General features: G+C 43.5%; 17 protein-coding genes. 5 read left to right on the forward strand and 12 right to left on the reverse strand.

Annotation, left to right across the window (positions count from 1 at the left end; genetic code table 11):
• Window positions 1-23 precede the first annotated feature (23 nt).
• The 4 genes from ACS8FA_RS24030 to ACS8FA_RS24045 all read right to left on the reverse strand — a co-directional run bounded on the left by ACS8FA_RS24030 (window position 24) and on the right by ACS8FA_RS24045 (window position 3,906).
• Entirely contained in the window at window positions 24-1,358 is a 1,335-nt protein-coding gene (locus tag ACS8FA_RS24030) for a ribonuclease D (RefSeq protein WP_439264836.1), read from the reverse strand.
• A 136-nt stretch (window positions 1,359-1,494) separates the two neighbouring features.
• On the reverse strand, window positions 1,495-2,088 hold the full coding sequence (gene recR, locus ACS8FA_RS24035) for a recombination mediator RecR (protein WP_186474225.1): 594 nt from the start codon (window positions 2,086-2,088) through the stop codon (window positions 1,495-1,497).
• A gap of 118 nt (window positions 2,089-2,206) precedes the next feature.
• Window positions 2,207-2,536, reverse strand: a complete 330-nt coding sequence (locus ACS8FA_RS24040; protein ID WP_025651278.1) for a YbaB/EbfC family nucleoid-associated protein — start codon at window positions 2,534-2,536, stop codon at window positions 2,207-2,209.
• An 80-nt stretch (window positions 2,537-2,616) separates the two neighbouring features.
• Window positions 2,617-3,906, reverse strand: coding sequence for an O-succinylhomoserine sulfhydrylase (locus ACS8FA_RS24045; protein WP_439264833.1), 1,290 nt, complete (start codon window positions 3,904-3,906; stop codon window positions 2,617-2,619).
• Window positions 3,907-4,335: 429 nt separating this feature from the next.
• On the opposite strand from ACS8FA_RS24045, the gene ACS8FA_RS24050 reads away from it, so the two are divergent.
• The 3 genes from ACS8FA_RS24050 (at window position 4,336) to dusA (ending at window position 8,602) form a co-directional block, all read left to right on the forward strand.
• Complete coding sequence (locus ACS8FA_RS24050; protein WP_439264831.1) at window positions 4,336-5,979, forward strand: phospholipase D family protein; 1,644 nt, start codon at window positions 4,336-4,338, stop codon at window positions 5,977-5,979.
• A 222-nt stretch (window positions 5,980-6,201) separates the two neighbouring features.
• Window positions 6,202-7,506 carry an MFS transporter gene (locus tag ACS8FA_RS24055; RefSeq protein WP_439264829.1) on the forward strand — a complete coding sequence of 435 codons (1,305 nt, stop codon included), beginning with the start codon at window positions 6,202-6,204 and terminating at the stop codon, window positions 7,504-7,506.
• A gap of 112 nt (window positions 7,507-7,618) precedes the next feature.
• Window positions 7,619-8,602, forward strand: coding sequence for a tRNA dihydrouridine(20/20a) synthase DusA (gene dusA, locus ACS8FA_RS24060; RefSeq protein ID WP_439264827.1), 984 nt, complete (start codon window positions 7,619-7,621; stop codon window positions 8,600-8,602).
• 81 nt (window positions 8,603-8,683) lie between these two features.
• On the opposite strand, the gene ACS8FA_RS24065 is transcribed toward dusA, so the two are convergent.
• From ACS8FA_RS24065 to ACS8FA_RS24080, 4 genes are all read right to left on the reverse strand, one after another.
• The gene (locus ACS8FA_RS24065; RefSeq protein ID WP_439264903.1) at window positions 8,684-9,472 is read right to left on the reverse strand and encodes a CPBP family intramembrane glutamic endopeptidase; all 789 of its coding nucleotides are present in this window, start codon (window positions 9,470-9,472) and stop codon (window positions 8,684-8,686) included.
• A 100-nt stretch (window positions 9,473-9,572) separates the two neighbouring features.
• Window positions 9,573-10,463 carry an alpha/beta fold hydrolase gene (locus tag ACS8FA_RS24070; RefSeq protein WP_439264825.1) on the reverse strand — a complete coding sequence of 297 codons (891 nt, stop codon included), beginning with the start codon at window positions 10,461-10,463 and terminating at the stop codon, window positions 9,573-9,575.
• A 280-nt stretch (window positions 10,464-10,743) separates the two neighbouring features.
• A complete protein-coding gene (gene sppA / locus ACS8FA_RS24075) occupies window positions 10,744-11,799 on the reverse strand; it encodes a signal peptide peptidase SppA (protein WP_179798259.1) in 1,056 nt (351 codons plus the stop codon).
• A gap of 248 nt (window positions 11,800-12,047) precedes the next feature.
• Window positions 12,048-14,966, reverse strand: coding sequence for a ComEC/Rec2 family competence protein (locus ACS8FA_RS24080; protein ID WP_439264824.1), 2,919 nt, complete (start codon window positions 14,964-14,966; stop codon window positions 12,048-12,050).
• Window positions 14,967-15,211: 245 nt separating this feature from the next.
• Here ACS8FA_RS24080 and ACS8FA_RS24085 point away from each other — a divergent pair, with 245 nt between their 5' ends.
• Entirely contained in the window at window positions 15,212-15,787 is a 576-nt protein-coding gene (locus ACS8FA_RS24085) for a DUF2062 domain-containing protein (protein ID WP_227522947.1), read from the forward strand.
• A gap of 63 nt (window positions 15,788-15,850) precedes the next feature.
• On the opposite strand, the gene ACS8FA_RS24090 is transcribed toward ACS8FA_RS24085, so the two are convergent.
• From ACS8FA_RS24090 to ACS8FA_RS24100, 3 genes are all read right to left on the reverse strand, one after another.
• Window positions 15,851-16,156 carry a hypothetical protein gene (locus ACS8FA_RS24090; protein WP_057760791.1) on the reverse strand — a complete coding sequence of 102 codons (306 nt, stop codon included), beginning with the start codon at window positions 16,154-16,156 and terminating at the stop codon, window positions 15,851-15,853.
• 178 nt (window positions 16,157-16,334) lie between these two features.
• Window positions 16,335-17,015: a lipoprotein-releasing ABC transporter ATP-binding protein LolD gene (gene lolD / locus ACS8FA_RS24095; RefSeq protein WP_057760792.1), complete on the reverse strand. Its 681-nt coding sequence runs from the start codon at window positions 17,013-17,015 to the stop codon at window positions 16,335-16,337.
• Window positions 17,016-17,072: 57 nt separating this feature from the next.
• Window positions 17,073-18,308, reverse strand: a complete 1,236-nt coding sequence (locus ACS8FA_RS24100) for a lipoprotein-releasing ABC transporter permease subunit (RefSeq protein ID WP_102092330.1) — start codon at window positions 18,306-18,308, stop codon at window positions 17,073-17,075.
• Window positions 18,309-18,752: 444 nt separating this feature from the next.
• Here ACS8FA_RS24100 and ACS8FA_RS24105 point away from each other — a divergent pair, with 444 nt between their 5' ends.
• Window positions 18,753-19,727 carry a hypothetical protein gene (locus ACS8FA_RS24105; protein WP_165596796.1) on the forward strand — a complete coding sequence of 325 codons (975 nt, stop codon included), beginning with the start codon at window positions 18,753-18,755 and terminating at the stop codon, window positions 19,725-19,727.
• Between the two features lie 132 nt (window positions 19,728-19,859).
• Here the strand turns inward: ACS8FA_RS24105 and ACS8FA_RS24110 are convergent, their stop codons facing one another.
• Window positions 19,860-20,249 carry an SCP2 sterol-binding domain-containing protein gene (locus ACS8FA_RS24110; RefSeq protein ID WP_057760797.1) on the reverse strand — a complete coding sequence of 130 codons (390 nt, stop codon included), beginning with the start codon at window positions 20,247-20,249 and terminating at the stop codon, window positions 19,860-19,862.
• Between the last annotated feature and the right edge of the window lie 134 nt (window positions 20,250-20,383).

The following is a 20,383-nucleotide window of genomic DNA, read 5'->3' on the forward strand; positions in this document are numbered from 1 at the left end:
ATTTTTTGAGTTGGCTGTATTTGCTATCTAATACCCATCCCTTGCTGCAATTCAGTTTTATGCTTGCTGATCACAGGAATCAACGTCTGGACGACCCAGTCATTGCGCCAGCCTTTTAACCCTTGTGGTAATTCGCTGAGATCTTTATCAAGAGCAATGACTTCATATAGCTGTCCTAGCCATTTTTTGCGCATTAAAACGCTGCTAGGCACGCCGATAGCCTTAGCATGATCATCAATCGCTTGCTGCACTGCTTTTGACAGGATTTTGTTTTTTGAACGATATGGCGGCACTAGACAAGCTGGATGCTCGGCAGGTGGTAGGCTTTTGGCTTCTCTTATTATCTTAAGCAGCTCTTCACCATATAAGCGCAGCATGCTACGTTGCATCGTCGTTTTATGCGACAGCTCACGCATGCTGTTTGGTTTTTCAGTGACGATCTCACGTACCGCTTGCTTTTTGATGATAAACGTACGCGGTTGGTTGGTCGCACGTGCCAGCTCTTCTCGCCACGTAGCAATTCCTTTGAGTATCGCCATTTGCTGTGAGTTATAGCGATAATCAGCCATTGTCAGATACATCGCTTCATCTTCAACGTGCTGCAAGTCATACAAATCACTGGCATAGAGCTGGCAGTCAGCCCAGACATAATCATACAACCCTTGTGCCTTAAGCGCATGTTCGATACTGAGATATAGCGCTGGCAAATAACGCACATCATCGATGGCATACTGCTCTTGTTCGTCTGTCAACGGGCGCTGGAGCCAATCAGACTGACTGTGCTCTTTATCGATATGCATATCTAGCTGATCCGCTAATGCCTGCTGATAGCCCATTTGCAATTGACCGGTTAAATAAGACAACGCAATTTGCGTATCAAAAATATTGGTCAATGGCGGACAACCAGATAGCAGATAAAAAATGCCTAAATCTTCACCGCAAGCATGCCAGATAGCCACATCGACTTTGCGTAGCGCTTCCCACAGCTCAGACAGTTGCAATTCTGGCGCATCCAGTAAATATACGTGATCACCCGTATTTAACTGTACAAGTGCCAGACGGGGATAGTAGGTGTCGCGCTTGATAAACTCAGTATCCAGTGCGACGCGGCCACAAGTTGCCAAGGCATTGATGACCTCAGCCAATTGGTGCTGCTCACGCACCCAAGTGACATCGACAGCATCAGCGATATCCAACAGTGCATCGATATCAATTGCATCAACATCCAGTGCAACGTCATTTGATTCCGAAGGTGTCGCCACTGATGTCATCTCAGTATTAGCTGCTTTTTGTGATGAGTTGTCAGTAATCTCGGAAGTATTTGATTTGACTGAAGCGTTCGAAACGTTGTTGGACACGGGCAGATACCTGCATAAATAGGAGAAAATAAAACGCGATACTGCGTCTTAATAAAATTAGAAAAGAGAACAATAATAAAGCAATTATAACAATTTCATAGAATGAAAGGGGCAAGACTTTGACGCAATCAAAACCTTACAAAAAAGAGCGGTTTTGCATGGCTTGACCCAGCGTCATACTATCTAGATACTCAAGCTCGCCGCCCATCGGCACCCCTTGTGCCAAACGTGTGACTTTATTGACATGACGACTCACGGCCTCGCTAATAAAATGTGCGGTGGTCTGGCCTTCAACCGTCGTACCTGTCGCCAGTATAATCTCTTCAACAGGCTCTTGTTTGACTCGCCATACCAGCTGATCAATATTTAAGTCATCCGCACTGATTCCATCAATCGGGGATAAATGTCCACCAAGCACAAAATAGCGACCACGATACCCTGCCGTTTGCTCGATTGCCATCACATCTGCCGCTGTCTCTACCACACACAGCAGCCCATCATCACGTCTAGGGTCTTGGCATAGAGGACACACCGCTTCATCACTAAAGCTATGACAGCGCTGACATTCAACAATATCGCGCATGGCTTCATCTAGTGCTTGGGCAAGCGCCATACCTTGCGGACGTTTTTTACTAAGCAAATGTAGCGCCATTCGTTGAGCACTTTTTTGACCGACGCCTGGCAATATACGCAGCTGTTTGACCAGCTGATCAAATTTGGCTGTAAGCAAAGTAGCTTCCTTTAGTTGACTGAATTTAACTTAATTTAAAAAACCGTAGCTATAAAAATGGGGTCGTATCGTGTCGATAACAACCCCATTTTTGTCTTCAGTATGAAGTATTTAATGCTTAAAACATGCCTTGCATACCTGGTGGTAGACCCATACCTGAGGTCGCGCCAGCCATGGTTTCTTCATATAGCTCATCCGCTTGACGCACCGCATCATTGATAGCCGCAGCGATAAGATCTTCGATCATATCTGGCTCATCTTCTAGCAAGCTTGGATCGATGGTCAAACGCTTGACCACATGGCGACCAGTCATGGTGACTTTAACCAGACCACTGCCCGCTTCTGCTTGCACTTCTTTATTCGCAAGCTCTTTCTTGGCGTTTTCAACGTTTGCTTCTACTTTCTTTTGCATCGTTTGTGCTTGTTGCATCAATGCTTGAATATTCATAGTTGCCTCTTTGTCTTGTAATAATAAATGGGATAATTTAAAGTTTAAAATAAAATACTGACGGCATTATACCGCTATCTTTACAAACTGTCTAAACCACGCGCCAAATCTTTGATGATATCTTCGACATCTTCCAAACCGACTGATAGACGAATCAGACCGTCTTTAACGCCAGCTTCGGCACGAGCCTCAGGGGTGAGACGGAAATGCGTGGTCGTCGCAGGATGGGTAATCGTGGTTTTAGCATCGCCCAAGTTATTGGTGATGGAGACCATTTGAGTCGAGTCAATCACATGCCAAGCCGCTTCTTTGGTATCACGACTGTCAGATGCTTTGACTTCAAAACCCATGATAGCACCGTAACCGTCTTCCATATGATGTTGGCGGGTGGCGAGCTCATGTGCAGGATGGTCACTTAGGCCGGAGAAATGCACCGTACTAACATTAGGGTGATTGACCAAAAATTCTGCGACTTGATTGGCATTGTTACAATGCGCTTGCATTCGGAGTTTCAGCGTTTCAAGCCCCTTAGTAAACACCCATGCATTAAACGGGCTCATGCTGATACCGCCTGAGCGTACCACTGTAAACGCTTCTTGCATCAGTTTGTCACTACCAACCAACGCCCCGCCAAGTACACGACCCTGACCATCCAAATATTTGGTCGCAGAGTGAATAACGACATCGGCACCCAAATCTAGCGGGCGCTGCAATGCTGGTGTGGCAAAGCAATTATCAACGACCAATAGTATGTCATTGGCTTTACATAGCTGGCTCAAATAACCGATATCGCAAATCTGCGCCAATGGATTACTTGGGCTTTCGCAATAGATCACTTTGGTATTTGGTTGAACGGCATTGGCCCATGCCTCATTGTCAAAGCAATCAACATAACTAACTTCAACGCCAAACTTGGCCATATAGTTGTTAAACAGACCGATAGACGAGCCAAATAACTGATTGGCAGCGAGCAGATGGTCGCCCGCTTTTAGGTATGCCAAGCACATGGTCAAAATAGCGCCCATGCCTGATGCAGTTGCAACCGCACGCTCGCCGTTCTCTAGCGCGGCGAGACGACGCTCAAAAGTACGGACGCTTGGGTTGGTATGACGAGAGTAAACGTTTCCTGTCTTTGTACCGTCAAAATGTGCCGCGGCATCAGCGGCTGATTGGTAGACATACGAGCTGGTGGTAAAGATCGGTTCTGAATGCTCGCCCTCATCGGTACGATGCTGACCTGCGCGCACGGCGATGGTTTGCATACCATAATCAAGCCCTAAATCTAAGGCATCATTGCGCCAGTTTGGATCTAATCCATCGTTTAAATGCGTTTGTTTGTGACTCTCATCTTTTGTTTGCGACTGACTCATAGACGTTCCGTTGCTGTGTTTTGGTTGATATAAAAGGACTGCTTATTTTTTTGATTATTAAGCAAATTCATCAGCGTTATCATAACATGCCGACTTATTCCACACATCTGGTTTCAGATAACTTCTAATTATTAATTTTGCCTATTAAAATAACTGGATGTTCAATATGACAGCCATTATGCAGACTTAACCGACAATAAATCACGATAAAATCAATCGTCAAACCTGACAAAAATAACGTATTTATAATAGGCAGATATGCTAACAGCTGCTAAGCTTAGCGACGATTTGAATTTTGGCGTTGGTGATATTTTTATAGACCGTCCAATCAATGCTATCATCCTTAAAAATAGATGAACAATTTCAGCAAATTACTTATCCATGCATTTTATTTATCAGTATATTTAGGCTCATCAAGGTAAATTCGTTATGTCGATGTTCAGTATAGAACCAAGCAGCTTATCGTTGAGTCTAACACTTGGGCTGACTTTAGGTCTGAGCGCTTGCCAGAGCCTACCCAAACAGCCTCACCTGCCTGAGAGCCAAGCGCTATCAGCGCGAGTCAATGCTTTATACCAACAAGAAGACAGCCCAAAGATTGAGCAAAATACAGCGACTACAACCAACAATACTGATCTAGTGGCCGCTGTTAGTGCGCAGAATGAAATTCATCCTGATTTGTCAGGCTATCATCCGATCGTCACTGGGGCAAATGCGTTTGCCGCCCGTAGTATGTTAACAGGTATGGCCACGCGCAATATCGATGCGCAGTATTATATTTGGCATAATGATCAGGCTGGCCAACTGCTATTAAAAGACTTGTGGGAAGCGGCTGAGCGCGGTGTGATCGTGCGTTTGTTGTTGGATGATTTTAATAACAGTGCAAAGTTTGATCAGCACCTATTACGTTTTGCCAGTCATCCTAATATCGCGGTGCGTATTATCAATCCTTTGATGCATCGTAAGTTTCCGACGTTGAACTATGTGACTGGTCTGCCGCGTATCAATCGCCGCATGCACAATAAGAGCATGACCTTTGATAAGCAGATTACCATCATCGGTGGGCGTAATATCGGCAACGAATACCTTAGTAATGATCAAAGTAGCCAATTTGCAGATTTGGATGTCTTACTTATCGGTAAAGTCGTCGCAGATATTGATAACAGTTTTTATGACTATTGGTCATCGCCTTTATCATTTGATATCGAGACCCTAGCGAAATTTGATAATGACGTTACGCCTGATTTTTTAAAGGCCTTAGATAAGCTCGGTCTGGATGAAGAAAACAACGAAGGCAGCAGCTTGACGGTTTATAAGGCTGCGATCAAAGACTCTACGATTGATAGTGACTTGATTAATAAGCGTGTGCCTTTCCGTTGGACCGACATGCAATTCTTAAGTGATAATGTTGGCAAACTAAGCAAAACGGTTCCTGCCGATACCAACTTGGTTCATCAGTTGCGTAACTTGCTTGGTAGCCCAACCAAGAAATTGACGATTATTTCCTCTTATTTTGTACCGACCAAAGATGGCGTTGATACATTGGTTAAGTTGGCTGAAGCTGGTGTCGATATTAAGATATTAACCAACTCATTTGATGCGACCGATGTGACTGCAGTGCATTCTGGTTATAGCCAGTGGCGACCTCGCCTGCTTCGTTCAGGCGTAAAAATATACGAGCTAAAATCAACGGCAGCTGAAGAAAAACGTGACAATAAACTCTGGCGTGCACGCAGTCAGTCATCAACCAGCCTACATGCAAAAACGTTTGCGGTAGACGACTATCAAGTGTTTATCGGCTCCTACAACGTTGACCCTCGGTCTGCCAATATCAATACTGAAATGGGTGTAATCATCAATGATGATGAGTTGGCAAGACAGCTGCACGGGGCGCTGAGTGATGATTTACTAAATCAAGCTTATGAAGTTAAGCTGCTAGACAACGGTAGTCTAGAGTGGCACACGATGGAAGATGGCAAAGAAGTCGTTTACGAGTCAGAGCCACGGGTCGATATGAGTGATCATATCTGGCTTACTATTATGTCTTGGTTACCCATTGACTGGCTACTGTAATATGTAAACTCTTTTCTAAATAGTCCCTAAAATTGCAGGATGTGCAGTTTTGCTTTTGTTAAAAGCCAAATCCTGTAATCAAAGTTCTTATTACAATACACAAAATTACTGTTTCGGCGAATCATTGTTTATATACTTTGATTTGCCGGTTTTTATCATGGCCGATTATCTAAACGATGATCGTCTTAATGACCACTTTACTCCGTGGATGCGTGATCTATTATGCCGACTCGTTCTCAATACGCCCTGATGTCTAAAAAAGACAAAAATACAGTCATATTCGTAAGCTTTATCAGCGCTGTAATCTTTTTTGATTTCTTGATTTATTTGTACATTGCAGACATTGTCTCAGCTGCTATTTTCCCCGCTAATAACGATCCTACGGTTGCTAAGCTGCAAGGAATGGGGCTGTTTGTCATTGGTTACTTGGCTCGGCCATTTGGTGGTATTCTGTTCGGGCGTTATGGTGATCTCAAAGGTCGAAAGCCGACCTTTTTCCTGAGCATAATCGTTACGGCAGGTAGCTTGCTCGCAATGGCGTGTCTGCCTACTTATGCGCAGTGGGGTGCGCTTGCACCTGCGTTATTCATATTGCTGAGAATCATACAAGGTATGGCATTTGGTCTTTACGCACCGCTATCTTGGGTATTTGTGGCGGAGCATGTCCCTCGGCAGTATTTGTCAGTGGCTTGTAGCTACGTTACGGCTAGCTTTTTGGTAGGTGTACTGTTCTCTAATGCGTTTTTTCTGTGGCTGACTGACTTTATGACCACCGTACAGCTGACTGATTATGGCTGGCGTTTGCCGTTTTTTGTTGGCGCCTTACTAACCTGTCTGCCATTGTTGGTATGGCGATTGGTTAAAGAGACTCCGTTTTTCTTGGCGTTAGATAAGCCAAAAACTGGTAAGAATCTAGGTAGACCATTTACGGTATTATTCAAGCGCTGCAAACACTCTATCTTTGTCAGTATGGTAATGACTATAGTGATATCTAGTATCACCTCTGTCATTGTCCTACTACTGCCAGAACTAATAGAAATCAACTTTACTTTAGACAGTGATTTGTTTAGCTTTTCTCATAGCTTGGGCATCGTATTTATGGTTCTTGGCTGTGTCTTTTATGGCATGATCTCGACCCATGAGAACTTTGGTAAAATTTTGGTCATTGGTTCTGTTTTACTTATCGCTCAAACACTGGCGTTCTTTTATCATCTGCAGGCGGGTGGCGACTATATCTTAATCATGTATGCATTGCTAGGGTTCTGTGCCGGTATCGTGGGCATGATCCCTGCCATTTTAGTGCAGCTATTTCCGACCAATGTACGTCTCACCGGCATTTCTTTTTGTTATAATATTACCTACGGTATCGTGGGTGTGCTGATACCCTTTGGTCTTGGTTACGCCACGACACTCATCAGTTTCTCGCCAGCGCTATATATTGCCTTTGTGGGCTCTATCGGTATCATTATGGGGCTTTATTTCTATAATTTGCCCGAATTCAAAAAGATTGACCATGTTATTTTATAAATAATAAATCAGTCACTAATTTGAACGATATTTAAAACTAAGGTGCAATGGGATATCTCATCCATTGCACCTTATCCATTATTTAAGACACAGATATTAAGGCTTGATAACCATGGTTGATATGACCAACAAACGCCTCTCCGTTGCGCCAATGATCGACTGGACGACGACAGATTATCGTTACTTTGCGCGACTTTTTAACCCGCATACGTACCTATATACCGAGATGATCAGCACTGGTGCGTTGATACATGGCAACCGAGCACGGCATCTACGTTTTGATACGCTCGAGCATCCGCTTGTATTGCAGCTTGGCGGTGCAGACATTGATGAGATGACACAGTGTGCTGAGTTTGCCCAGCAGTATGGCTATGATGAGGTCAATATCAATGTCGGCTGCCCCTCTGATCGCGTACAACATAATAAGATAGGTGCCTGTCTGATGGCAGAACCCAAAACAGTTGCTGACTTGGTCAAGCATATGCAAGCAGCTGTCGATATTCCTGTGACAGTCAAACACCGTATTGGTATTGATGACTTTGACAGCTACGAGTTTATGGTGGATTTTGTGCAGACAGTAGCTGCTGCTGGCTGTACACGTTTTATTGTTCATGCACGTACCGCATGGCTACAAGGACTTAGCCCTAAGCAAAATCGCGAGATACCACCGCTACGTTACGATGATGTCTACCGCTTGAAGCAAGACTTTCCTGAGCTAGATATCGAAATCAATGGCGGTATCGATACAATTGAGGACATCCGAACGCACCTACAGCATATCGATGGGGTGATGATAGGACGAGCGTTTTATCACAACCCGTATCTATTAGCAGAGGCCAATAGCTTATGGAACGAGGCAACTCCTGAGACAATACCTAAGCGCTCAGAGATTTTAGAGCAGCTATATCCATATCTCGAAGAACAACTCGCAAAAGGCGAAGCGCTGCCAACGATGACACGGCATTATTTAGGACTCTTCCAAGGTCTGATGGGCGCGCGTAAGTGGCGTCAAGCATTGAGCGGCAAACCTCAGCTGACGATTGATGATATCAAGCGAGCTGCCGATGAAGTGCTACTATTAAATCCTGATGCATAATCCTAACGCGTAGCCAAATTTAAATATTTGACTGGCTCGATATAATTTACATGCTAGCCATCGTTGTGGTCAGCTTTTTATCTATGCCGCTTGCACAATATACTGCCACATCGCTGCACCATTATTGACAATGTGCAGTACGATTGGCAGTAGTAGCGAGCCTGACTTAATCCGTGCATAACAAAATATCAATGCCAACACTACGATGGTACTGATTTCATAGATACCATACTGCACATGGATAGTGGCAAATATCAAACTGGTCACGATACTTGCTACTATCGCACCGTGATGCACAGAGTATGACGGTGCGGTGAACTGCTCTTTGATGGCTGACCATAATATGCCACGAAAAACCACTTCTTCGTAAATAGGTGCAACCACGACCATTGCAAAGACCAGCAGCCACACTGAACTAACAGACTGATACAACGGATCTACAAATACCAGCGGCGTCATGTCCAGCATATAAGTCAGCGCCTGACTGACTATCATAAATATCAACAGCAATCCTAGCATGCCCATACCTACCGTAAATGAAAACGGCTTCAATGCTAGGTACTGACGCACCTTACCACCTCGTAGACGAATAATGACAATACTGGTCACTACCAACAGTATGCAGCCTATGACTATCGAGATACTCACGACCGTTCCATCATTACTACCAAAAAAGAATATGTCCGCCATCGATCCATGTTGTGTAGCCGGTAATACCAGTTTACCAGCGATATACACGCCTACCAATTGACTGATAAAAAATGCCAATACCATGCCTACTGTTAGTACAAACGCCCCTAAGCGCGAAAACAATGGTGCACAATGAAGCAAGCCCTCCCCGTCAGACGGTTCAGCTAGGTTGTTTGGCATAGAGTTGTTGGACACAGAGTGTTTGGACATGGAAATATCACTTAGCAAATATATAGTCAGCTCACATCTAAGAGCCTGACGAATTGACGATACCTTACTTTTATTTTGGCAGTTGCTGCTCGATCAAGGCGAGCACCTGCATTGAGACAGACTCTGGATGCTCTAGCGGGAACATATGCCCCCCTTTATGAGTCTCATAAGGAATACCTAAGCGCGACTGTATCTGTTGGGGAAAGCGACGTTTTAAAAAGATACTATCTTGACCTATAATTAAGGTAACAGGCACTTTCGGACCACGATTCGGTGCTAACCAATACCAAGATGGATTGGTACGGAACACAGCGACTTCGCTGGCTTTAGGGATAGCCAATGTCACTTTGCCATCCGCGCGCTCATGCAAGCCGTGATCGATATATCCTTGAAAGCTACGCTCATCAAAATTCTTAAAAAACCCTTTATGCCGCATTTTCTCATATGCTTCATCCCGGCTATCCCACACATCACGGCGATGCTTAGACACGCCAGCTGGTGACAGTTTGTCCATCAGACGATTATTCATAAGCGGTAATCTGTCTGCTGTCTTTGCCAAATGCCACAACAAGCTGACTTTGCCATAAATCCAAGGCGGATCCATAAGCACCGCTTGTGCAAACAGTTCAGGCTGACGATACGTGGCCTGCAACGTACACATAGCCCCAAGCGAATGCCCCACTCCTACTACCTGTGCAACGTCATGCTTTTTACAGGCATTGTTTACGCTATCAATGATTTGCTGCGTCAAACTACGCCAATGATCATCCACTGGATAATCAGGCGTATCACCCAACATCGCAATATATTCAATCGTAAAAAATTCTGATAAACCTTCAAAAAATGGCTCATATACCGCGCTTGGCATTCCATTAGCATGAGCAAAATGCAGCACAGGTTTATTGGTTATTTTAGAGACAGGCAGTTTAGCAAAGGACTGCAAATTTATTTCATCACTCATGACAGACTCTCGTAGGATCGTTTATGTTATATATTATTTTAATGATTGAACCTTGTACCATTATTAAAACCAACAGCATTAAAAATAACTTCTTCAAAACCAACCATGTTTATATGGCAAGTTTGACGACTGTGTTTGATGGTTATAGTTGTATAGCCAATTTAATCAGGCTATCACTTGGGCCAAGGTTTCTTATCTGGTATTACATACAATTAAGGCTGAGCATAATTATATGCTCAGCCCCAACAATCATACACAGTATATCTAAAATATTAAACGCTTAACGCATTTTTGCATTACCTTCTTCTTGGGGCAAAAACCCATCAAGACTCATGCTAGAGCCAATGCCTGCACCCAATTGTACCGCAAAGCGATCCATAAACATTTGGAACGGATCGGTAGGGCTATAGCTGATGATCGTATCAAGATCCAATTGTTTACTGAGGCTTGTGATACTGCCCGTTTTGTCTGCCAAACCTAACTCGATAGATTGCTCACCGGTCCAAAATAGTCCTGAAAACAGTTTGTTTTGTTCAGGATTTTTCAAGCGATCACCGCGGCCTTCTTTGACGGCATTGATGAAATGCTTGTGCGTATTAGCAAGCACACCTTCGACATGTTTTTCTTCGTAGTCAGTCAATGGACGAGATAAGCTTAAGATATCTTTATACTCACCAGCCGTAATCGTACGATCTTCTACACCAACTTTGTCCATCAAGCCTTTGACGTTGTAGCTTGGCATAATGACACCGATAGAGCCGACCAAACTTGACGGATTGACATAAATCTCATCTGCGGCAGACGCAATATAATAAGCACCTGACGCACCGATATCACCAATCACCGCATAAAGCTTTTTGTCTGGGTACTCTTGGCGTAAGTCCATCATGGTCTGCCAAATCTCATCAGACTGTACCGGTGAACCGCCAGGTGAGTTAATGTCTAACGCCACTGCTTTTGAGTTACTGTTTGCAAAAGCGTCTCTCAATGCCTCATTGACGTCGTAAGCGTTGGCCACGTCATCATTACTGATCACACCTTGCAGCTCAACCACTGCCAAATGCGGCGAGCTAGTATCAACGGCATCCATACCTGTTGGCGAACCACTACATCCGCGACCTACGGTCAAAAATATCAATAATATATAACCAAAGGTCAACAGTTTAAAGAAAATACTCCAGCGACGAGCACGGCGCTGCTCAACCACACTCGCTAATAAGGTGTTTTCCAGTACTTTCCACTCTTGTCCGCTCGGCGCGTTTGGTTGCTGCATTGGCGTTGGCTGATTTGCCGAATTATCAGGACGTTTGTTAGGGTCTGGTGGCCAGTTGGGCATATAACTTCCTAAGTCAGAAACAATCTAAAACAATAAAAAGATGATATTGGTAGATACGGCTAAAAATAAATATCTCCTCGCCGTGTCAATCATCGGTATTAATAGGCTGCTAAGTATGGTGGTATTTCGATAATGGTTCAATAGTATAACTGTGAAATATCACTATATTGTAACGCTGATAATATAAGCCTTATTTTTGAGGATTAGTAGTCTCGGCATTGGGAATACTATCAATATTGCTTAGCGATTTAGTTATTTAGCGATAATGCCGCGTCTAACGGCTTATTATCATAGGTTGTAACTTCATCGACTCTCTGACGACTTATGACATCAGCCGTGATCTGCGAGGCACTATGACCAAGCCACCTTGTATTTTTGAATAGCATGTCATCATTATTCGATTCAACTGAACATAGTAATGACCACAGTTGCCAAACGCGTTGATGAGTATCAGTATCTAGAATCAAACGCGACTGGGAAGACGCTGACTGTTTGCTAGTTAACTGATTGGCGACTATTTGTGCTTGAGGGCTAACAGGTGAATTGGCAGGTAACGAATTGAGTGGATCTGCCGCATTGTATCTCAGAACTCGTATAGGCAGATTAGTATCAAGAGCAATCGTACAATCCCAAACGCTGGTATCACCTATCTTGGTCCAACCAGTGATGGCTTGTACTGACAACTCATCATTGGCCGACTGCCATATTTTGCCTTGCTCACAACGTTGGGCACTGATAGTAGGCGTATCTTCAGATTGTCTAACTGTTTTATAAGCTTGCTGAAATGTAGACCAACGATCAGAACGCCCTGCTTGCCAATATTGGCTAATGGTTAAGCGGTCATTTAATTGAGCAACGGTCGTCGGTAGTAATTCAGGATTTTTGGTATTAGCAATATTCTTATCGTCAGGAATTAACGTATCAGTCAGGCCAATACTACTGCTTTGTACGACAATACTCTCTAACTTATCGACAGATAAACTACCCAATTGCTGCTTTAAAGTTTCAGATAATTTGTCTGCTGTTAGGCTGCTTGGCATCGTTCGTGTAGATGCTGGTCTATGATCAGCTAAGAACAACCAATTGGTACTGTTTTCATTGACGGTAGGATATTGCAGCAATGCCACCGTTATATACGAATCACCCGTTGGTAGAATATATAAGGTCGGTACAGTTACCAGCGACTGCTGATTGGCATACACCGTCATCATCAGCAACGTTAATGGTGGTAACATCAACCAACGACTGAGTAAACCTCGTGGCAACAGCCAAGGCAATGCACTTAGCAAAGCCATCGATAGTATTGCTATATTAACTGGTGTATAGAGCCACGCATCCGTTAGCGCTGGCAATGACGTCAGCCAACTCATCAAATCGTGTAGATGACCAACTATCGTACTAATAATTACCCAAAGAATATCAGCAATACTCGGCACCAGAAGGTAACATAGTCCTGCTAATAGATTGAGCGGTACAATCACCCAACCAAATAGCCCAATAGCAAATAAATTGATAAAAAGGCCCCATAACGACGCCTTACCAAATAAAAGCAACGTAACGGGTAATAAAGTAAGAAACAGCCAAAACTGTAATTTAAACACATGCTTGACCATTCGCCAAACACGGTTAGATAGCGCGTTACTGATATGAGTACGTGGCTTATCATTGTATAAATTCGTTACAGCAGTAGTCTGATGCTGATACGACTTATCGTCATACTTGAGTAATAACGCCACTGCAATAAAAGATAGCCAGTATCCCGCCTGCCATAATACGTAAGGGTCACGCCAGGCCATCAACACAGCCAGTGCCAATAGCACGCGCGTCGTACTAATAGGAAGCAATGTTAGTCTGATAAATCCAATCGCCAATAACATCCAAGCCGTACGGGCAGCAGGCACGTCAAAACCAGTAAATAGCGCATAAATAAAAGCGGCACCAATCATTACCCACCAGCGCACTTGCCAACGCGGAATACGACGATAAATCGTTGAATAATTACGATCAAACAGCAGTACAACTATACCTGCTAGCACAATAGCTAAAAACAGTACGTGCGTGCCTGAAATAGCGAGCAGATGTGAGATACCCGCCAGTTGATATAAGTCCTTAGTATCACGATTAATCAAGCTACGATCACCCGTGAGCAGACTTAATGTCACGGCTTTTGCTTGTTGCTCTGCTGTCGTTTGTGCTGACCAGTCTTGATAGAAATGCTGTCGTAATCGCCAACGCCCCTGATCGATACGAGTACGAAAGCGCTGAAGATATGAATCAGAGTCTAGCGACTGCTTCGAATATTTTTTATCGCTGATTTCATTGCTAATTTCGCTACTATTTACCAATGTAGGGCTAACGGCCAAAATATTTGCAACGCCATCAATATGCCGACCTCGCAACCAGCGATAACTGTCAAAACCAGTAGGGTTATTGACTGCTTGCTCAGAAGTAGCCAACGGCGCCAGTGCTAGGCTCATGAATATCTCATCACCGGGCTGCAAATCGTTTAAGAATGCAAACTGGCTATCATTTGCAGACTTTCTTGGATAGGCGTTAAGTAGGACTCGGTGTTCGCTAACTTTGAGATTAACTTCATTAGGATTAACATCGTGATTGATGCTTAGGCTATTTTTATTTGCATCTAAGTAGTCGGATGTTTTAATTGCTAACTCTTGGGGCGTTAGCTCAGCGACTAACGGAGCGATATTCGTTATCACCGCTACTTGTCTATAACCGCTATCTGTAGCAGCATCATAAACACTATCGCTCAACCCTTCGATATGCACGAGTGCTTGTACTCGTATCGGAGCAGTTATTTCAGTGTTTTCTGCTTGTTGATGAGTAACTAAAGCTTGCAATGCGCTGCCTATCATTAATGCAGCCGCTAGCAAAGCTAAGACCAAGTGTCTAATAATTCGGAAAGGAAGTTTAGTATGACGAGATGCGTTGTTAGAGGTACTGTTATCAGCGCTGTGGCTGTCTATCAAGGGTATGTTGAATTGAGCAGATGCCAACAGAAACGTAGCAAATACAATCAGCGCCAACGACAGATTAGACGTACCAACTGTCTCTAGCAAGGATAAGTCAGTTGGCAATATCACATTATCTGCGACTGCCAATACGCCCATCATAACTATAATTATGAGGCTACCAATCAACCAGTACACCAGCACTCCTTGCTTGATGACTTAAATATTATTCGGCCAAATATGGTTACTTACTATAGCAAATGGTACGCGATGCAATAGCATTTATATTTATATTACCCTATACTGAGGCAACGTATTAGGTGGTAACTATCTGACATCACCATTCTGTGTGTTCTAACCTTTATCCTACTCACCATATATTACTTTATACCAGCTTCTCAATACCATTGAGTAGACTGTAGTTAATGATTAAAGGCGATCCTGTGCCCCAAAAACGTCTAAAAGACCTACTTCCTACACCAGAGAAAATCTTAGAAAGTCGCACTTTAAAGCTGTTTGCACCGCACTTAGCTGATCCAAGGTTATGGCATTTCAATCGACACAGCCTAAATAAGGCCGTCTATATCGGTGTATTGAGTGCATTTTTTCCGCTGCCAGGACAGATGTTACTGGCACTTATTGGCTCGCTTATTTTTCGTGCCAATGTCCCTATGGCGCTTGGTTTAACATGGATTACCAACCCAGTCACTAGCTTACCCATCTTTTATGCTGGATACTATATCGGTGCAAAGATCATTGATGCACCTGTAATTAGCTTGCGATTCATCGGTAGAATGATTGCTGATTTTAGCTTATGGGCATTATCAAATGGTGCCAATCCGTTCATTACTTATCGCGGTACCGTATCGCTTGCTGCATTTTGTATCGGGCTAACGATTTTAGCCGTAGTCACCAGTCTTATTTGCGGTTTGGCATTTAAGGCCATTTGGCGTTATAAGACCGTAGCAAGCTGGCAGAAACGTCAGCAAAAACCTTCTGACGAATCTGACAAGTTATAAGACAATCTATCTTTGTTATCTGGCTATCACGCTTACGCCCTAGCTAAACTAAGCTAACGAAGCTTATTCTTCTTTACTGTTCTCTATAGCATTCAAAACTTTGTCAGTGAAATTGCTATCCATGGGTACGATCTCAATGACTTCATCATTCTTACAGAGCGTATAACGCTTACCTGTCGCGCTGTCTTGAACTTTTAGGTCGTAATCAACCCCAGCCAAAGTGATGGCATCAAACACAGGGGTCAGTAGCTCAGTTTGTGCCTGCCTATCGAGCGTTTCAAACAAAGTTGGATCGATGTAAGGCTTTAACGGCTCATCACCCTCTTCCGCACTGCCAAAAGCTGCAATTGGATTATCATCTTCACGCATTTTACGCATCCTTATAAAATAGATAAGGCGGCTGGCTCACAACCGCTTAATCGCTAGTTTCTATGATATGTTTTCTTAGTAATATAACAATAACTCTTTAATATGACAGCCACTATATCCATGACAGATGCCAATAAATGGCGTTTCGGTCAGTTTTTCGACCTAATACAAAAAATTATTAATACTGTTCCCAATGTCCATTGCGAAGCAACAACTGACGGTCAGCAAGAGCCGCCAAATTGCGATCATGCGTCACCATAAGTAGCGCCGTTTGCATGGTGCTTTGTAGCTCTGATAACAGGCCAAAGACGCTTTGTGCATTGTCGTAGTCCAAGTTACCTGTTGGCTCGTCCGCCAAAATAAGCGATGGCTTAGTCACTAGCGCGCGTGCAATCGCTACACGTTGTCGTTCGCCACCTGATAGCTCACCTGGTCTATGCATCAAACGATGCTCCAGACCGACATTTTCTAGAATCTCAACCGCTTGCTTACGAGCATCAGTCGTTGATACTTCTGGACGCATCAGCAATGGCATAGCTACGTTTTCGATTGCTGTAAACTCTGCCAACAGGTGGTGAAACTGATAAATAAAACCCAAATGCTTGTTACGCATTGCCCCGCGCTCAGTTTCATTCATGCTATTTAATAGCTGACCATGCAACCAAACCTCACCACTGGTTGGCGTATCTAGACCACCAAGCAAATGTAGCAACGTACTTTTACCTGAACCACTGGTTCCAACGATAGCGATGCGCTCACCCGCATGAACAGTCAGATCAAGACCAGTCAATACTTGTGTACTGACCGCGCCTTCATCATATATCTTATTGATATTGGTCGCCTCTAAAATGGCAGACATAGCGCTTCCTTTATTTTATTTATTTCGGTATTTATTTCAACATTTGGACGTTTGCGATTACTCATAGCGTAGCGTTTGAGCAGGCTGAATCTTAGCCGCTCGGCGCGCTGGATAAATCGTTGCCAAAAAGCTCAGTACAAACGATGCACCTGTGATTAATACCACATCTAACAAACGCAACTGCGATGGCAAGTAATTGACAAAATACGCATCAAATAGGTTTAGACCAAAGGCTTGGTTAATAAAGCCTAAAATATCGCTGACCGTAAGCGCAAATATCACACCCAATATCGTACCAGCGATAGTACCGATGACACCGATGACCACACCTTGAACCATAAAGACTTGCGTAATCAAGCGAGGAGACGCACCAAAAGTTTTTAAGATTGCGATATCTGCTTTTTTATCGGTTACTAGCATGACCAGACTTGAAACAATGTTAAAAGCAGCAACTAAGATAATCAAAAATAGTAATAACCCGACCATGGCTTTTTCCATTTGAATAGCCCCAAACAGATTGCCATGAGTTTGTGTCCAGTCATTTGGATATAGCTTTTCAGGTGCGATAGCAGCCGCTTTTTCCGCAGCTATCGGCGCAGTAAAGATGTCGTTAAGCTTCATGCGTACGCCCTGCGCGCCTTCTGGCAAACGCAGTAATTTTGCCGCATCTCCCATCGGGATAAACGCCATGAGACTGTCTACTTCTGGGCTGATCGTAAAGATACCTGTCAGAGTAAAACGCTTAAATCGCGGTATCACACCTGCTGGTGATGGTGACGCTTCTGGTAATACCAGCGTCACTTTATCCCCTATTTGCAGACCCAAAGACTGCACCATCTCCTCGCCCAACACGATACTGAAATCACCACTTTTCAGGGTGTCAATACTACCTTCAATCATGTGCTCATTGATAATGGAGACGTTTTTTTCGTATTCAGGCTCGACGCCTGTCACCATGATCCCTGCGACCTGACCATTTGATGTCAGCATCCCTTGCAGTTGAATAAATGGTGCCACAGCTGCCACTTCTGGGTCTTCTTTAATCTGATCGGCTAGCTGTTCCCAGTCGCCAATAATTTCTGATGAGACCACAGTAGCCTGCGGCACCATTCCCAAAATGCGGGTTTTCAGTTCACGGTCAAAGCCGTTCATCACTGATAGCACCGTAATCAATACGGCAACCCCAAGCGTCAGACCAATCATCGAGATGAGTGATATAAAGGAGATAAAGCCATTACTACGTTCTGCTCGGGTATATCGTAAGCCGATAAATAACGCTAAAGGACGAAACATATTCAAACTCTTTATCTTATCTACGTGCGACTTTATATAGGTTGCATAACGAGCAGTAGTAAATGCATCATACAGTTGCTACTACTCACATATAAATCAAACACAAAAACAGGGTGTCAGACGAGCCAATAACAGCTGTCAAAAGGGAGCTAGTTTGACACAAACTAGCTGATATGTGCCAGTCATTAGCAACAACTGAGAGTATTTTTTACCAAAAAACTGGGTTTTGTTATTATTTTTTATAGGGGGCTTGCTATTAGCTGCACCAATACCTATATATTATATGCTAAAGACAATTGTCATTAACCCCTCATTGAGGTTTACTCGCTATTTACTGATAATATCGCTGACCATCATAAACCAATCATTTAAAATGTTGGATGGTACACAAGCAAATATAGTATTAGATACAAACCTCACGCTGACTTAATTTTGAGTATTTTCATGACCATAAATTATCAATACAAAAACATTCAATCTCCCACCAAGATCACATTGACCGATGAGCAGTCTGCAGGTCACGCCGATCACTGGCGTATTCTGACCGACGATATGAGTCATGATGTGCCTGAATGGCTACAAAAAATGATCGAAGTCGCAGCGATGCCTAAAGGCCTGAACAATAACGTCAGTGCAAAAGACAGCTGCCTGCTTCTATCAGAAGATCAGCCTTGCCATATTAATCAAGTGCTCGCGATGAAAGATGGTAAGCCAGAATGCTTTATCAATGCCTACCCTTGTGTCGATAGTCCTTACGGATTGAACTGCAAAATTGAGCGTGTCATCGCCAATGACAACTCGCACGATGCAGTATTACGTTTACGTACTGCTGATGGCAGTATTATTTATGCGTTTGATCAACTCTATACGACCAACCGTCATCTATATCAGCGCGACACCTCTTACTATGTGAACTTTAGTGCTTGGGCGCACGAAATTAAGCTAAGTGAGCAAAATGAAGTCATCATGGTCGAAGATCAAGAGTCTATCCGTTATCACCGTGCCTTTAACGACATCGTGGCAGCAAATGACGGAAAAATTCCTGATGACTTGCAAGAGCAAATCAGCGAATGGAAACCTGAGACCAAAGAACAAATGGCACCTGTCGAGATTAACTTGGGCCATATGTGCGCTTACTTGTTTGGCGATACGCTAGGACAAGAAGACGAGGCTTGGTGTCAGGGGCAAGTACTTGGTAAACAAGAAACCGTCTTCAATGGTAAATCTATCATATTGTTTGACGTGGTGACGCTACGTGAGCAAGATGCGGATCCTTTTGTAGTGCGTATTGGTGCGCTCAACACTGCTGAAACCAATAGCATCAAAGTACATGACTACGTCCAAGCAAACGTATGGCTACAAGCAGCAATATACAAAGAGAACCAATCAAATGCGACGCAGCAATCAAAAGCTAGCTAGACTGTTTGAAAGACTTTTTATGCCTATTTGATTGCGCAATAAAAAAGCCCCTAATATGAATTAGGGGCTTTTTTGTGTCTTATGGATTCTTACAACCCAAAAACGTAACGCAAAAGTCATATAAATATACGATTAAGCCATCGTCGTCATTGATTTGATACGAGTATACAACTCTTTTTGCTCTGCGCTTGGACGTGCAGTCTGTACGGCCATCAACTGAGACATATCGCCTTCGACACGGATTTTGCCACTCATAAACGCACCCATGATTTGATTGGTATCAAAATCAGTGATGATAGACTGTAGGATATCGCGATCTAATAGCAGCGTCGTCGTTGCATTATCGTTTAAGCCGCGATGCAGCAAACCATTTGCAAAATTGGCTTCGATAGTTTTATCAGCTTCAGCCACTTTTAAGTTGACGACCATATTGGCAAGTACTGGTGGTAAATTTAACTCACCTGCTTCGTTGCCCATTTTTTCTACTTGCTCAAACCATTCATCTGTCAAAAAAACTGCCATATTATATTATCCTTAATTGATATTCTGTCAGACCAATATCCCTTGAGGCACTCTTGGCCTAACTATTAGAATTGTTAAAATGATTGCTATCAATAGACCTATGCAATACATAGCCATTAATGACGTTCAACCTC

Origin of the sequence: Psychrobacter sp. 1Y1 (assembly GCF_051847395.2) — a bacterium.
Classification (GTDB): domain Bacteria; phylum Pseudomonadota; class Gammaproteobacteria; order Pseudomonadales; family Moraxellaceae; genus Psychrobacter.

Coding starts and splice junctions, on each gene's coding strand:
- ACS8FA_RS24040 (WP_025651278.1), bottom strand. CDS start 2,536: ATGAATATTCAAGCATTGATGCAACAAGCACAAACGATGCAAAAGAAA.
- ACS8FA_RS24045 (WP_439264833.1), bottom strand. CDS start 3,906: ATGAGTCAGTCGCAAACAAAAGATGAGAGTCACAAACAAACGCATTTA.
- ACS8FA_RS24050 (WP_439264831.1), top strand. CDS start 4,336: ATGTCGATGTTCAGTATAGAACCAAGCAGCTTATCGTTGAGTCTAACA.
- ACS8FA_RS24055 (WP_439264829.1), top strand. CDS start 6,202: ATGCCGACTCGTTCTCAATACGCCCTGATGTCTAAAAAAGACAAAAAT.
- dusA (WP_439264827.1), top strand. CDS start 7,619: ATGGTTGATATGACCAACAAACGCCTCTCCGTTGCGCCAATGATCGAC.
- ACS8FA_RS24065 (WP_439264903.1), bottom strand. CDS start 9,472: ATGCCAAACAACCTAGCTGAACCGTCTGACGGGGAGGGCTTGCTTCAT.
- ACS8FA_RS24070 (WP_439264825.1), bottom strand. CDS start 10,463: ATGAGTGATGAAATAAATTTGCAGTCCTTTGCTAAACTGCCTGTCTCT.
- sppA (WP_179798259.1), bottom strand. CDS start 11,799: ATGCCCAACTGGCCACCAGACCCTAACAAACGTCCTGATAATTCGGCA.
- ACS8FA_RS24090 (WP_057760791.1), bottom strand. CDS start 16,156: ATGCGTGAAGATGATAATCCAATTGCAGCTTTTGGCAGTGCGGAAGAG.
- lolD (WP_057760792.1), bottom strand. CDS start 17,015: ATGTCTGCCATTTTAGAGGCGACCAATATCAATAAGATATATGATGAA.
- ACS8FA_RS24100 (WP_102092330.1), bottom strand. CDS start 18,308: ATGTTTCGTCCTTTAGCGTTATTTATCGGCTTACGATATACCCGAGCA.
- ACS8FA_RS24105 (WP_165596796.1), top strand. CDS start 18,753: ATGACCATAAATTATCAATACAAAAACATTCAATCTCCCACCAAGATC.
- ACS8FA_RS24110 (WP_057760797.1), bottom strand. CDS start 20,249: ATGGCAGTTTTTTTGACAGATGAATGGTTTGAGCAAGTAGAAAAAATG.